The following is a 14,653-nucleotide window of genomic DNA, read 5'->3' as shown; positions in this document are numbered from 1 at the left end:
TCATTGTAAAGACTATCGTCGCTGAAATATTCGATGTCAAACAAATTAAAATATATACTCAGCGAAATCAGCTTTATCGCAATAGCGTGGGTAGTATTAACCTTGGTCTATGTGCTGGTAAAGTTTAGTGATGTGCCCGAACCGCAGATTGCTTACCTTTATAGCTTAGCTGAGCCGGTTAAAAAGTCATGGTTGTTTACTGTTTCGCTCATCGTGGCTACGCCACTCGGCATAGTATTAGGTGTGATGCATACGCTGGTCTACCCAAGCTTCGATAGATTCAAGAGTCTGGGATTTAATATTCTGACTAGGTCTTTTATTTTTAGCATGTTGGCAGTGACAGTTTTTCTGTTACTGCTTGCCGTTGGAACAATCAGCAATTCTTCGTTGATTCAAAGCTTGCAAGCATTGTTTAGCAAGGCATCGGTGCTCAACGTTTTCTTGTACATGCTATTAGTTGAGAACTTCTTAGGAGTTGTATTATTACTTAGGCGGGGCTTGGGAGACAGATATTTTTTCAATTCACTGGTCAACACCTATCGCAATCCAAAAGAAGAGCAACGCATATTCATGTTTCTGGATATGGAGGATAGTACACCGATTGGCGAATCGCTGGGTTATCTGAAGTTTAGCAGGTATGTGCAGGATTGTTTTTACGATTTGTCAGATATTGTTATTCAGCACGGAGGTGAGATTTATCAGTTTGTCGGTGATGAAGCGGTCATTACCTGGAAAATATCAAGTAACTTTCTCTACCAGCAGTGCATAGACCTTTATTTCGCTTATATGGTTCTTCTGATAGAACGTGAGTCCTATTATAAACTAAATTACCAAACAATTCCAATGTTCAGGTGCGCTATTCATTGCGGAACAGTATCAACATCTTTGGTCGGTAATCATAAGAAAGAGATCGCATACCATGGAACAGTGCTGAATTTATGCGCGAGGTTACAAGCTATTGCTAAAAGTCTGAACGCCTGTATTCTCGTGTCAGATATCTTTTGGGATCGGGTTTTGGAAAAAACACATTATCAAGCCGAACAGGTTCACTTGGAATCCTTGAAAGGACTTCATCACGAACAAATAGCTTATAAAATTTTAAAACATTTTTCTTGACCTGATAGCGTGGATCGAAAATGTCGATTTTCTATAAATTGAAACTGCATTAAGGCTAATCGACATTTATTATTCTTTGTTTTAATTTTAAGATATATTAGCAAAATATACAGAAGGATAGTTCCTGTGAAAAAACAAAATATGCTAAAGCAGTATAGATTGATAGAATGATGTGTGAAATATTGTTCGATTGGTTGAACGGTCATTTAATGGGTCTCTTGGAAACTCTTACGATACTATGGACTGGTTTATGCAGGCGGTCATTCCCCACACGTTCTACCTTGATGAGATGAAGCAAGCTACCCTTTAGCTGATACAAAAAACTTAAGTAAAGTAACCAACCAGCGGTGACTGCCGCTTATTTTATGATTACTATTAATTTACTATGCAGGGCCGCATTTTACCTTCTAGAGCTTCACAAATATTCAATAGGCCAAATACTGAGGTTTTGTTTGTGCTGGCCTTTTGTTCAAGGTTCAATCCAAATTTAAAAGAAAAATCAGAAATTTATGAAAAGTAACAACGATCATACCGCACTTTTAGTCATGGACATACAAACTAGTGTATTGGCAGGTATGACAGAAACAGCCACAATTTTAACCAACATCAATAAAGCGATAGCTTACGCACATTCCCATAATATAATGGTAATTTTCATTATCGTTGGCTTCCGCAACGGTGTGCCTGAGGTTAGTGCCGATAATAAGATGTTAGCTGGTATCAAAGAACGGTCAGCAGGAATCAACCTGCATGAAATGAGTAAAGTTCATCCAGGTGTCGTGTCCGATCCGCAGGAAATCATTGTAATCAAGCATCGGATCAGCGCATTTGTAGGTACCGACCTTGAACTGATTTTGAGAGCACAGAGCATTCGGCATTTGATCTTGACTGGTGTGTCTACAAGTGGTGTTGTGCTTTCGACCTTGAGGGAAGCTGCCGATAGAGATTACCGGATTACCGTACTTAAAGATTGTTGTATGGACCGGGACGAAGCGGTCCACCAGATACTTGTCGAAAAAGTTTTCGTCCTCCAGGCTGAAGTTACTGACCTAAATAATCTGGTTGAATAAATATTCAGACACCTAAAAAACTCTTCCCAGCAGCTCAGGCCGTTTTTTGCCTTATGAAAATAGCTGCATCCCTGGTAGGGTAAACTCGGAGTATTTCGAAATGGCGGGTAAGGACGTTTGTAATTAAGTAACGGAGAGACCGGTTTTAACTAAGAAATTATGCTTCATCAGATCCATCCGTCAGCAATACCCCTTTTTTATAATCGGGCTGTCCTTTGTTTATTTTAGTACTGATCTGATTACCGCTGACTTTCTTACCTCTATGAGGCGTTTTATCAACAGGTCCCCCCCGGGTACCAACCACCAGTTCGAGGAAGTCAATTTCAACTTGGGTCATGGATGTCGCAGTGGAGAACATTTCATGCCAGAGGACAACGACTTAGAAGTTCGGCGAAACGGAAAATCTTGATAAAGAAAACAGTTTGCCGAATGTGTCAGAATTTACGATACCAGTTAGCGGCGGACGTACTTTAAACGAAAAAGCACAAGTGATTTTATAGGTGGAGATGCCTATTGGCATAGTTTACGACTCCGGCGGAAATAAAGCCAACTTCGAGATGGTCCTTTGTCTTCTTGCACAGAAATACAGCTCGCTTACAGGGACAGGAACATCAATGAGCACTTGCTGACAGCAGCGGCAACCCGGTTTCCCTTTTCGTTAACCAAAGGAAAATTAAACGCAACACATGGTAAAAAGATTGCGAATCCATTGCAGTTGGGTACCAGGGCTATAACTATCCTGTTTTCAATAGTACTTGCCTTTTTAGAATACCTAAAAGCGCAGAATGGCAATGACCCGATCACCGAAGCCGCTAACCGAATCGAAGGATATTTATTTTAGTCCCTAGCCTAAGTAGGACGAGACGTCTGATGTGTCCTTAGCCTTGGTTATCAAGTTTGCCCAAACCGACTCAACCGAACGTAATGAAATCTTCGTATCGTAGAAACCAGAGAGTCTTTATCATAGGGGATTGAAGCCAATCTGTTAATTCATGTAAGGGTACTTGAACGCGTCGTTTCAGTTAACCTGGAACATACACTGCTTATTAACGTCAAAAACTACTAAGTAAAGAAAATATGGATTGGCTATTTTCTGAGCAAACCCTGTTCGGAAAGCCTCACTAAACTCAAATCAAGTCCCATTTGCCGAAACTGCTTCGCGATGCTCTTACGATACGTCTCAGTCTGCCCGCTTTTGATAGCACTTTGCCAGCTTATTGCCATCAAAGTTGCTTGGAGCTTCATCTCTTCGCCTAACTGGGCCATCATAACCGGTGATTTCAGGCTAACTCTTTGACTTAATATACCTGCTACCTGGCGCTGTACACCTCTGTCCATGGCTGGTGTTACAGTAGCGGCATTTTGTATGTTGTTAACGACGATGTAACCCATCTCCCAACATGCAGCTAATGCCGTAGCTGCATTGTCAACTGGCAAGCCTGATGGCTGAACCATTTGTTTAAACATCTCTTGGTAGTCCGCCTTGCCTGGCCCATATAGAGATGCCAATCCATGAGCCATTACGGGGTTAATAGTCTTTAAGCGTTTTGCAATGTTTGTTACTGCTTGTTGCCGTAAAGCGGGTGTAGAGTTGTAATTGAAATTAATTTTATTGGTCGCAGTCGATTTTGTTGTTGCATTGTAGCTTAGTCCAGCCTTTTTCTTTAAATCTATGCGGAGGATTTCACCTGCGGCGTATCCCATTGCCGCAGTAGGGTCAAGTGTTGGATTGAAAATAAAATCCTGAGCGCGAACCAATATTGGCATTAAGAAACTTAATGCAAAAATTGCATTTAAAATGAATAGCTTTTTCATAAGTAGGATCTGACAATTTTTAAACTCACATCACACGATCTATGTTAACGCGGTATCCGGCAAATTGATTTCTGAAAACGCACTAACGTACATATTACGCCAAAATACATCAACAACATTTTGAAATTGTTGCAAAAGGAAGAATAGAATCTGTTTTAAATAAAAATGATGTAAATACTTGGGACCTAACCGCCAGAACATGTGTTTGAAGTTTTACTCATGATATGCGTTTAACAAGATGTTTTAAGAAATATCGAAGCATATAAGTTTCATACGGTCAGATTCCACAAAAAAGAATTCCTTTGCAATTAAAATTTACAGTACAAACAAATCATCATGCGCTCCTATAAGAATTTTAGCAATCGTTTACCTTCAAAACAACCCTGAAAGAACTTAGTTACCGCTTTCGATCCCATGTATATTCAATAATCCACCTTTAACAAATTGCCATAAGGAATCTCTTATAAATAATTGGACACAGTTGTAGAATATTTAATTATAAAAGTATGATAATCATCTCGGAAGATATTTTTGTTCAGCCTGATTTTTAGCTGGTCACTTTCTTATGCGGCGTACTAGTTTTATAGCTTGGAACAGTCCTTTCTCGACGCTGACCATACATGATTTAATCTCGTTACCGAAATTACGCTTGTTATAGTCATCTTATACTCGTAGAAAAAATATAGCTATCCATACTTTGAAGGACTAGATGACGTCTTCACTAATATATTAATTACTCAGCCTCACAACCCGTCTCTGATCTACCAATTTCATAAGAATTTTCAGTTTGTTTTACGTGTTCTCAGCAAAAGTTCCTCGTTGGAGGCTTTCAACTCCTCCTGTTGTACCTGAAGTTCTTCAGCCTGCTGATGTACCGCCTCATATAATTCTTCGATCTCTCTCTTAGCGAGCATTGCATGAACGGTGATACCTATACGGCTTAAGGTTGATAATATAAATCCTTTGCTAATATCAGTAGGCGCTTCACGGTAACCGAGTTCCAAGATACCACATAACTGCTGCTCATAAAAGAAAGGTACGATAAAACAGTGTGCCAATTCTTTTTGAAAGATTGATGTCGAAAGCGTTAAATTGGAATTGAACCGGCCGCTGATCAGTTTAGCTTGCTGGAGGTTGCCTACTTGTCCGATCCAGGTCTCCGTAAGCCGGAACTGCTTTCTGATCTCATCCTTAGGTGATACGGCATGCGCAGCGCAAAAGTTTAACAATTCCTGTGAGGTTTGATAAAGGTACATGGTTCCTGCAACCCCTTCGGTATACTCAATTAGTTCTTTCAATATAACGGCACCGAGGTCTTCCATATTGCTTTGTCCCTGCATTTGTTCTGCAAGATGCTTGAGGCCTTGCAGCATCCAGTTCTGATGCTTGTTTTCCGAGAGCGTTTTCTCCAGGTAAGCATTGTTCTGATGAACGCTTTGTTCTGCCGCTGTCTTCTGGTCGAAAGTTCGTTTTATGTAAAAGAATAAGGTACAGATCATCACCATGAACAATAATGCGCCTCCGAACAGCACGATAGATGCATTTGTTGCGGCCATTTCAGAGCGTTGTTGCTGTTGCCTGAGTTGGTTCTGGGCATTGATAATAACGTCAGCCACCAACTTACGGATCAGGTCCATTTCCGTTTTACCTTCAAGGACCCTATATATCGGTATGCTGCCGGTGGTTCCGCTAGCCTGGCGTTGGGAAACGTAGCTTTTCATGACCGTCTGCTTAGCCACGACACGTGCGCCCAGTTGCTCGACGATGTGCAGTTGTGCCGCATCGTCTTGCACAGATCTGAATAGTCTTTGAAAATTCGGATCTATGTCTTCGAGTGCCCGCTGAAATGCGGTAATAAAAACCTCCTGACTTGTTCCAAAATAGCCTCTCGCTGAGGTTTCGGCATCAGTTACTCGTTGTAAAAGATCGGTAGCTGCTTTGGTCACCTCGCGGGTGTGGTCTGCCAATTGGTGTTCCTTCTCCAGATCATGAAGCTTTTGATATGAGATCAAGGTAATAGCAAAGATAAGGACTATAGAGGTTATAAAGCCTGCCAGTATCTTATTACGGAATGAGATTGAGTTATTTTGCATAATAAATTATGATGCAAGATAAAGTTAATTTGTATCTCTCCGTGTATATCAAATCTTGGGACTAAAATTAAGTGATATTTTTTTTACAATGACTTGAATAGATCTGCGGAGGTGGAATTTACTAATTCTCTACCTTCAAATGATCTATGTCTTCGCAGCATAGCAATAACATGGCACTGCGATGGCAAGGTAGCTGTACCAATAGAAAGTCAATGCCTAAACCAGTTGCGCAAGCAATACAAAAATAATAATACCCCCCGCATAAAGTATAAGAGCCGGATAGAAAAGCAGAGGTGCTAATTTGCTCTGTAATGAACTTATTGTTGGTTTGCTAATGTTATAAGCCGCTTGTTAACGAGAGACTTGAGATAAATTCCTTGATTTGATATGTTTGTTATAAATGGCGCGCATAATGTTAATAAGTCGAAGTTAGAATCACCAACATTTAGACAATAAATTTTTAAGGATTCTTATAACATTAAATTAATATAGAAAGTCTAAAATGTCAAAAAAAACATTTTGAAGATAATCTCAAAGACTTGTGATCAGTGAATCAAGCTCAAGTTTTGTTTATAAGCCATCACAATGATTATAAGCTTTTGATTCTCGAGTAAACCAATAATCAATATGGTGGCCTTCTCAGGTCAGTATATCATTGAACGTAATATCTGTTAGGCCTAAGTGGTCAGATTTCCGAAAACCAAGTCAGGGCATAATCTTTCGATGGTCAGGTTAGCCTTTTTGGGCGTTGATTCAGCATTTTGGTGTATTGACGGCGTTTTGAAAGATGCCCGGCCGCTTTGGATCATCAATTCGCTGATGCTGACCATGATCCTGGTGATGATAGGATTGAAGACTGCCTATCGACACAATATCCCGGATCAGCGCGCCTGATCTGCCGGGATACGGATCACCAGGTATGGGGGGTTCCGGAGATCTGTGCCATTGTTGAAGCTGGCTAACCGGTTCCATTGCCCCAGCGTAACGTACACGTACCCGTTGCGGTAAGCCAGCCCGTCGGGCCAGCCAAACCGATCCGCATCGTGCCCTATCAGGTGGTATTGCCCGTCGGGTGAGCGCTTCACGACCGACCGCTGCTCAAAGGCGCCAAAGTAGATGTTCCCCTGCTCATCTTCCGCCAGTCCGTCGCAGGCCGGATGCTGTCCCTCTTTGACGACCGCATTTTCAAGGGTGCTTTCCTCCAGGGCGAAGTTGCTCAGGGTATCGGTAGCCATGCTGTAAAGGGTTTTTCCGCTGATGGTGGTCCAGTACAGTTTCCTGCTGTCCGGCGACAGCGCTAATCCATCGGCACCGCCTTGAGGAAAGGCTTGTTTCTTCATGTCACCCACATGCGGCGTGCCTTCCAGGAAGGCCATGAACGCGGGTTCCGGCGAGGTGGAGGGGTGATCAAGCAGTACTTCCCTGGTCTTACCTGTGGCGACATCGATCACCAATAGAGAATAGCGCTCGCCGAAACCGGAGTTGGCTATATAGACGGTTCCTTGGCTGCCATGCGTCAGGTCCACGCGCAGGTCATTGTAATGCGCGTCACTGGACAGTACGGGCCGGCCGATCACCAGCGTATGTACGATCTTTTTGGTTCTGATATCGATTGCCACGACCTTAGCGGCCCCTTCAGGAATCTCATTGATCTTTGCCCCTTTACCATCGTCCAGTACCCAGAGCATATCGTGCTGGTCCATGTACATTCCGTGGGGAGATACCAGCCACTCCTGATACGGTTTGGCAGAAGGATACACATATTCCCGGCTTGGGAAAGGGACCGGTTTGCCATTCACCAGTTCGGCCAGGGCATAGGCCGTATGGTTATCCGCATGACGCGGGAAGCCCAGGAATACGCGGTTATCTGAGCTGACCGCGATACCGGACATATCAGGATCGGGCGGCGAGAACCGTGCGATGACTTCATAATTTTGTTGTGCCATAACCAATTTTTGGGTAAGGATTAGGGTTAGTATTCCTATTGTTTTGATGATTCTCCTCATTGTCATATGTTTATTAATATCGAATAGGCCCAAACCGGTTTGCCCAAGGAATCGCGGAAAAAGCAATGCTGCAGTCTGCGCGAATGAACCCGTGATCGATGGCAGGAAATCTTTTATGATTGTCATAATAGTTCGGCTTTCAGGTTCTGACGGGCGGGGATAATGACCGATTGTTCGCCGATGGTCGTCAGCGTATGCTCATGATCCAAAAACGTCAGTTCATCGGGATAAACCTGCTGCTGATAGAATTCAGAGTTGAGTACTTTCACCAGTCCATCCGCATCATCGAACCAGATCTCGGCGGTGCCGTCAAAGTCATCTTCGCTGTCCGCAGCGGAATGCACTGCGGACGGATGTGTTTGGATATAACATAGCACATGTGCACTGGCTTCAGGTATTTGCCTGAACAGGGGGCCATGTTTTTCGATATGGTGCTGTACGAACTGTTCATGCGTTAATTCAGGGTTGCGTTTAAGCAACATGGTCATCTTGATCATGAGCGTGTTTTTAATTTCGTTTAATGTGTACCGGGTGTCCAGCGGTGCAGGGTTTTGTCTTTTAATCCATCCGGATAGCTCAGCAGTTCGACCAGCGTTCCCCAGGGTGCTCGGCCATAAACGCCGCGGTTACGGGGGCCATCCTCCACGCCGGATAAGGGGTGCGGCGGTGACAGCAGCTTTCCGCCTGCTGATTCGAATTGCCTGGCAGCAGCCTGAATGTCCTCTACATATACCGCAAGATGCTGCAGGCCATAGTCATGCAGCCCGGCAGTTTTTGACTGGAAGGTACCGGCGACCTGAAAAAGTTCAATGGTCGGTCCGCTGCCGATCTGCAGCAAACGCATGTGAACGACCTTGCTATCCGGCGGTAGGCCGAGCTGCTCCTCCGTCTCTGCACCTTGCAACGGCTTTGCATCTTCGGGCAGCACGTCATAAAGCGTTTCGGCTTCAAAAGCCTTTGCAAAAAAGGCTGAAGCTGCGTTCACATCGGGAACAGTGATCCCGATATGATCTATTCCTCTGAAATTTCTATTGGTCTCCATTTTTTTTTTCATTTAATGATCAGTGACTTGACATGACCAGCCCGCCAGGCAGATGAAGGCGAGGGCCACGATCTTACCACTTTGTAAAAAAACAGGTAGCGCTCATGACCTGCCTCATTGCTGATCAAGATCATAAAAGTTGAGGCCCACGGCTTCATTCTTGACCTTGACCACTCGCGTGTTTAGCGGATAGACAAAGAATTCGCCCGCACCGCGGATCTTTCCATCCTGGAGGAGACCAGCCAGTGCCGTATAGTCGCGCCTGCCTAAAGTGGCATGCAAGTGCAGCAGGGGCCTGCCTTCGCTGATCGAGATATTGCCGGACAGGTTGCTCATCTCCAGTTGTTCGCTGAAGGTCTTGTCCACGTATTTTTTGGTCGCCGGGTCAAAGAAACGCAGGGTAGCTTCGTTCAGTGCGCCAATACCGGTGATCTCGCCTGCAGATATCCGCTGTGCGGTAACAAGATCGGTCAAGGCGTCCAGGATGCTGCTTTGATCAGCGACGCTCAAAATATAATGGTCGCCTGTTTTCCGGGCTGTCCAGTGGGTGCCTTTCAGGCTTTGTGCGTTCATGGTCAGATGAGTTAATAAAAGCAGTATGGTCAGTAATAAATGAGTTCTTTTCATGTGTCCTTTTGTTTAGTGCTCGTCCCTGCCCGGGCGGGGTTTCCAGCGGCGAAGCGGTGTGGTTCTTTCGATCTCCAGTTCAGACGGGTAAGTGATCAGTTCCACAAAACTGCCCCATGGGGTGACCGCATATAAGAACTGATTACCCTCGCCGCCCTCTCTGCCAAGCATCTCATTGGGCCCGGTTAGTAGCCGGCCACCAGCCTGCTCGAATTTTTTAGCGGTGGCTTCTATGTCTTCCGTATACACCGCAAAATGCTGCAGGCCGAGATCAGAAGGAATGATATCGCGCTGGCGCTCTCCCGGGACCTTCATCTCGAACAGTTCGATGCAGGCACCATCCCCGATACGCATCATGCGCATGTGAACGATCGCAGCCCCCTTGGCCACGCCAAGCTTTTGTTCGGTCTCTGCACCGCGCTGCGGCGGGTCAGACGGGATGACGTTGTCATAAATGGTGGTGGCGCCCAGTGCTTCCTCCAGGAAGCGGGAAGCTGATTCAATGTCCGGCACGGTAATTCCGATATGATCTATGGCCCGGACCTCTGTTTTCTGGTAATTCATAGGTAAGTTGTATGATGCTAGTTATTCATAATGTTCTTGAAGTGGTATCTTCAATACCTGGTACGGCCCGTGTCTGAGGTCCTTCCCCCCGTTCAGGTTAGGCGCCCGGTGCCACTGCCCGATGGTAACATACAGGAAGCCGCCTTGTATCACCATACCGTCCGGCCAGATCAGCCGAGGATCATATGCGGTAAGTGCGAGCTGGCCATGTACATCCTTTTGCAGGATACTGTAGCGGGAGGCATCCCCAAAGTATAAAGTGCCTTGCGGATCGACGGTGATGCCGCCATTGGAAACGATCTGGCCTTCATATCTGATCGCTTGTTGTAACATTTCCTCGGAAGCACTAAGATCGCTAAGGGTGGCGGTCGGAATGCTGTAATAATCGGGATTGCCAGGGGGCGTCCAGTACAGGGTGTGGAGGTTGGGACTCAGCTCGATACCGTTGACACCGCCCTGGGGCATGGTAGGCTTATCATAATTAACCGTATGCGGCCTGCCTTCCACAAAATAGACGGACCCTTTTACTGGTGACACTTCCGGGCGGTCCCGGAATACCTCGCGCATCCGGCCGCTTTTCACGTCGATCACAATCAGGGACTGGTCCGGTTTGGCAAAGCCGCTGTTACTGATATACAGCGTTCCATCTTCTCCATGCGAGGGGTCGAACCGCAGATCGTTGAGCTGCATCGACTCACGGAAGAAAGGCCTGCGGATCGGAAGCTGACGCACGATCTTCTTGGTGCGTATATCTACGCCCACGACCTTGGTGCTCCCTTCCGGAATGGAGTCAATGCCTGCACGCTTACCCTGATCCAGAATCCATAGTATGTTCTGGGACAAGTAGATGCCCAGCACGGATACGAGATGTGCTTCGGGATGATCCGCCGTGTTCTCATTGATCTCGGTATTCGGAAAGGCGACCGGCTTTCCTTCCACGATCTCCACCACGGAAGGGAAGCTGTGGTTAACGCCGCCGCGCGGCAAAGCCAGAAACATACGACCCTGGGGATTCACCGCGATCCCGGCCGGTTCTACGTCGGGCAGACTCGCCGCTACGGTGATCCCCTTTGGATAGGGGACCGGCATTTGCGCCAGGCTCGCCCCGCTCGTTAATATGGCACTCATCGATAGTAGTAAACAGCGTTTCATGGTCTTACAGTTGCAAATCTCATGCACGAAGAGTGTCGATCTTTAGTAGAATTACATGAATAAATAGTACATTTCCGGTAAATTGATGCCATCATGAAAAAAACACAGTTCGAACAATTAGTGATCCATGATTTCGAGGAGCAACATTTCCATTTGCCCAACCATAGCCATACCTATTATGAGTTAGTGTACATCTGGCATGGCTCGGGGCAGCATGTACTCAACCAGCAGCGCATGCCTTACCTGCAGGGTGACCTCTTTGTCATCAGTCCCGAAGACGAGCATTATTTTGAGATCGCAGAGAGTACCCGGTTCACGTTCATTAAATTCACGGACGGCTATTTCGCGGGCCATACTTTCTACCGCCCCGAGGCCCGTGCTTCCGGAAGCCCCGAAGCGGTCATGCGCCTGCCCGTGCTCAAGCAGCTGAAGCTGCAGATGGATGAACCTTGCATTACTATCCTGCGGCAGACCGTTGATAACATTGTCGCCTACAACTGCCGCAAAAATGTAGCCGCCTCACCGCTGGTCTTTTATCAGGTGCTCTCCGTACTGGGCCTGATCAGGGAGGCTGCAGCTAAACTGAATCTTCAGATCAGTTACCACGAGCCGGATAAGGAAGACCTGATCTCTTACATCCACGGTCATATTCATCTGCCAGAACGTCTTAAGGTCAAACATATCGCATCACACTTTGCGATCTCGGCCACTTATTTCGGCGACTACTTTAAACGGAATTTCGAGGTAAGTTATCGTAAGTATATTAATGCCTATCGTCTGCAATTGATCGAACAGCGCCTGCTCACAGCTAAAACGCCTCTAAAAAATATTGCGGCGGAATTCGGTTTCCAGGACGCCAGCCATTTGAGCAAGTATTTCAGGTCACAAAAAGGTGTTGGTACAAAAGAGTTTCGGTTAAAAGAAGTTGATGATTGACTTTTACTAAAAATCTGACAATTAGGGCTAATATAATTATATGATTCAACTGGGCGCTTATTTTATGTATCACAAAATTTAGTTCAGTGATGGAATGCCCTCGTTAATTCACGAAAATGGAAAAAATAGGTGCTTTTTAAATTAATCTTATTGATCTAAGAAGATGATTACTATCGTCAGTGTACCTGTGGAGATGCTAAAAAGTCGTCAAAGCATTCAAAATCTCCAAAGTTTAGTTGCTATTAGAAGTTTGGTGTTATACCAACCGTGCTTCATGCAGCCAGTTGTAACTCCGAAATCACCTGGCCATTTATCAGGTAAGACCTGTACTTGGTTTATGTCTTCAAATAAATATGCATTCGATATGTTTTTCTGAAACTTTCTGTTAAAGTGTTCAAGATAGTCGTTCTGTACAAGCTGGGTAAGTTGCAGGGTAACACCCTTTCTCAAAAATCTTGAATTCCATGTCGTTTTCTTTGGTGACGGTATTTATTCGGACACAAATCGGGTTGCCCTATTCATGACTAGAGTATTTCTAAATAGGGTGCCCCAAACGGCGGACAGGGTATGAGTGGCTACTATGGCAGGAGGTTTTCGGTCAATGTTCTGAAGTAATGTTGAGGGTTTGAAATCTGCTTTTGTTCACCTGTTCACGCACCCATAAAGTACAAAGACAAGTATCCCCGGCCTGTTCAGGTATAATGAGTCGTACTTTGGCTCCAGTGAGCAGGCAACTGCGGACCTTATGGCCTGAATACTCAGCCGCAAGTGAGCACGTCTTACACGCTTATGATTCCACATAAGTGTTTCTAGCGGATCTACTGTCCGCAGATTCTTAATCTTTAATTGGATGAGGCTCTCGAACTACAGTTGGCTTAGCGATCATCTCTAATGTTCTAATAATTATACCTGAACCACGGGCAGCCCCAACACACAAGGGACCCTGCTGATGCTTACCAGGCAGAATTACTGTCTTCGCGCTGGCACGGCTTTGAAGCTTTTCCCGATGTAGGTCTTTCAACAAGCTATAGTCAAGGGGCCGGTTTTGCTTAGATGCATTTAAGCTTGCCGCTCCCTTCGTTCAGCTATTTCAGTTCTCGGTGTACTTATCCACTCACTTCATTCGCAAGGTGTGAAAGGCTCCATCTGCGCATTCCCCTATTGCGGTATAAATCGTTAGCTAACATCCTGCTTTTTCCTCTTTAATGGCCTTAGAGGTCTCCGTAATTTGTTATTAATAGAATGCTGCATCGTTCCAACGTTCTATCTTAATCCTTCATGTCCACTGCGGAGTCCGAATGTTAGTAGGACATACCTAAGTAATAGTGAAATGACGATAATTAAAGTGTATTTTACTTGGAAGGCCAGTTGTCTTTCTTTATGGATCTTTTAAAACTGCTTAAAAGGGATGACGCCGTAGAAATGTAGAGTTATTCACTTTACTGATGGCACAATTTTTTCAGCAAGGGTACCATATCATGCACTCTATTCTACAATTATAAGTCAGCCAACAGTAACTGGTAGATCGACCAGCGTTTTGCAGTTGAGTTCCAATTCGCAGAACCGGGATTTATTGCTTCAAAGTCATCAGCGTTTGAAGCTTCGCTTAATGAACATATTATTTTCTGCGGGTATACTTGCTTAATCCGCCCTCCCAAGTAAAAATTGTTGAAATAATTAACGTATCACTTTTCAAAATTATAAAATTGTTATATGCCGTCGATCTGGCGCGGTTAGGTTGGAAAGTGATCAGTTCATCCTCAATGCTCTTTGCAGAATTTGTTATTTTGCTAATACTAAAAGTACCTGCATCTGTTACAGTTCCATCCGCAATAAATGTATAAGTACTATCTGCGTTAAGTGATAGCGACCTGCTACTTCCGGTAGAAGTAGGTGTAATAATCTGGGGTCCGACACCTCCGGTTGATAAGACCCACTGCCACTGGCCTAGGACGTTTGTTGCGGGATGGTCGTTAGTTTTCTTACAAGAAGTAATGAGTGAAACAAGTAGTGCACAGCTTAAAAACTTTTTTTTCATATCGGGTTTTATATCTCATTACGAGCCTTGTAATCGAAATGAGACATATCAATCTTAATAATTCACCACCATATCAAGATAGGCGTATTTAGTGGAATAAAATATATTCCTATTCAGTACTTAAATGGAGCGACTCACGTTCACCAGCAATGTTAATAATAAATAATTCATGCATCTTGTACAGAGATTCTTTA

General features: G+C 44.8%; 15 protein-coding genes. 5 read left to right on the top strand and 10 right to left on the bottom strand.

What is annotated here, in order from left to right; genetic code table 11:
• The first annotated feature begins 33 nt into the window (after positions 1 to 33).
• Both ABDD95_RS18980 and ABDD95_RS18975 read left to right on the top strand, forming a co-directional pair.
• A complete protein-coding gene (locus ABDD95_RS18980; protein WP_345948926.1) occupies positions 34 to 1,116 on the top strand; it encodes an adenylate/guanylate cyclase domain-containing protein in 1,083 nt (360 codons plus the stop codon).
• Positions 1,117 to 1,625: 509 nt separating this feature from the next.
• Complete coding sequence (locus ABDD95_RS18975; RefSeq protein ID WP_345948925.1) at positions 1,626 to 2,186, top strand: isochorismatase family cysteine hydrolase; 561 nt, start codon at positions 1,626 to 1,628, stop codon at positions 2,184 to 2,186.
• Positions 2,187 to 2,343: 157 nt separating this feature from the next.
• On the opposite strand, the gene ABDD95_RS18970 is transcribed toward ABDD95_RS18975, so the two are convergent.
• Positions 2,344 to 2,523 (bottom strand): hypothetical protein, encoded by a 180-nt coding sequence (locus ABDD95_RS18970; protein WP_345948924.1) that lies wholly within the window; start codon positions 2,521 to 2,523, stop codon positions 2,344 to 2,346.
• Positions 2,524 to 2,751: 228 nt separating this feature from the next.
• Here ABDD95_RS18970 and ABDD95_RS18965 point away from each other — a divergent pair, with 228 nt between their 5' ends.
• Positions 2,752 to 3,027, top strand: coding sequence for a hypothetical protein (locus ABDD95_RS18965; RefSeq protein WP_345948923.1), 276 nt, complete (start codon positions 2,752 to 2,754; stop codon positions 3,025 to 3,027).
• Between the two features lie 245 nt (positions 3,028 to 3,272).
• Here ABDD95_RS18965 and ABDD95_RS18960 read toward each other — a convergent pair whose 3' ends face one another.
• Positions 3,273 to 4,001 carry a hypothetical protein gene (locus tag ABDD95_RS18960; protein ID WP_345948922.1) on the bottom strand — a complete coding sequence of 243 codons (729 nt, stop codon included), beginning with the start codon at positions 3,999 to 4,001 and terminating at the stop codon, positions 3,273 to 3,275.
• 782 nt (positions 4,002 to 4,783) lie between these two features.
• Positions 4,784 to 6,094 carry a CHASE3 domain-containing protein gene (locus ABDD95_RS18955; protein WP_345948921.1) on the bottom strand — a complete coding sequence of 437 codons (1,311 nt, stop codon included), beginning with the start codon at positions 6,092 to 6,094 and terminating at the stop codon, positions 4,784 to 4,786.
• Positions 6,095 to 6,817: 723 nt separating this feature from the next.
• On the opposite strand from ABDD95_RS18955, the gene ABDD95_RS18950 reads away from it, so the two are divergent.
• Positions 6,818 to 6,988: a hypothetical protein gene (locus ABDD95_RS18950; protein ID WP_345948920.1), complete on the top strand. Its 171-nt coding sequence runs from the start codon at positions 6,818 to 6,820 to the stop codon at positions 6,986 to 6,988.
• Here ABDD95_RS18950 and ABDD95_RS18945 read toward each other — a convergent pair.
• The 6 genes from ABDD95_RS18945 to ABDD95_RS18920 all read right to left on the bottom strand — a co-directional run bounded on the left by ABDD95_RS18945 (position 6,976) and on the right by ABDD95_RS18920 (position 11,461).
• The gene (locus ABDD95_RS18945) at positions 6,976 to 8,226 is read right to left on the bottom strand and encodes an L-dopachrome tautomerase-related protein (RefSeq protein WP_345948919.1); all 1,251 of its coding nucleotides are present in this window, start codon (positions 8,224 to 8,226) and stop codon (positions 6,976 to 6,978) included. The two genes, ABDD95_RS18950 and ABDD95_RS18945, sit on opposite strands and share 13 nt — an antisense overlap.
• On the bottom strand, positions 8,223 to 8,597 hold the full coding sequence (locus ABDD95_RS18940) for an EthD domain-containing protein (protein ID WP_345948918.1): 375 nt from the start codon (positions 8,595 to 8,597) through the stop codon (positions 8,223 to 8,225). The genes ABDD95_RS18945 and ABDD95_RS18940 overlap by 4 nt, the downstream gene beginning before the upstream one ends.
• Positions 8,598 to 8,617: 20 nt before the next feature.
• Complete coding sequence (locus ABDD95_RS18935; RefSeq protein ID WP_345948917.1) at positions 8,618 to 9,154, bottom strand: VOC family protein; 537 nt, start codon at positions 9,152 to 9,154, stop codon at positions 8,618 to 8,620.
• A 102-nt stretch (positions 9,155 to 9,256) separates the two neighbouring features.
• Entirely contained in the window at positions 9,257 to 9,769 is a 513-nt protein-coding gene (locus ABDD95_RS18930; protein ID WP_345948916.1) for a PPC domain-containing DNA-binding protein, read from the bottom strand.
• A gap of 12 nt (positions 9,770 to 9,781) precedes the next feature.
• Entirely contained in the window at positions 9,782 to 10,333 is a 552-nt protein-coding gene (locus tag ABDD95_RS18925) for a VOC family protein (RefSeq protein ID WP_345948915.1), read from the bottom strand.
• A gap of 21 nt (positions 10,334 to 10,354) precedes the next feature.
• On the bottom strand, positions 10,355 to 11,461 hold the full coding sequence (locus tag ABDD95_RS18920; protein WP_345948914.1) for an L-dopachrome tautomerase-related protein: 1,107 nt from the start codon (positions 11,459 to 11,461) through the stop codon (positions 10,355 to 10,357).
• 117 nt (positions 11,462 to 11,578) lie between these two features.
• On the opposite strand from ABDD95_RS18920, the gene ABDD95_RS18915 reads away from it, so the two are divergent.
• Positions 11,579 to 12,421, top strand: a complete 843-nt coding sequence (locus ABDD95_RS18915) for an AraC family transcriptional regulator (protein ID WP_345948913.1) — start codon at positions 11,579 to 11,581, stop codon at positions 12,419 to 12,421.
• A gap of 1,618 nt (positions 12,422 to 14,039) precedes the next feature.
• On the opposite strand, the gene ABDD95_RS18910 is transcribed toward ABDD95_RS18915, so the two are convergent.
• The gene (locus tag ABDD95_RS18910) at positions 14,040 to 14,459 is read right to left on the bottom strand and encodes a hypothetical protein (RefSeq protein ID WP_345948912.1); all 420 of its coding nucleotides are present in this window, start codon (positions 14,457 to 14,459) and stop codon (positions 14,040 to 14,042) included.
• Between the last annotated feature and the right edge of the window lie 194 nt (positions 14,460 to 14,653).

Source organism: Mucilaginibacter sp. PAMB04274, from assembly GCF_039634385.2.
GTDB lineage: Bacteria > Bacteroidota > Bacteroidia > Sphingobacteriales > Sphingobacteriaceae > Mucilaginibacter.
This window is presented reverse-complemented; position numbering and strand designations above follow the sequence as displayed.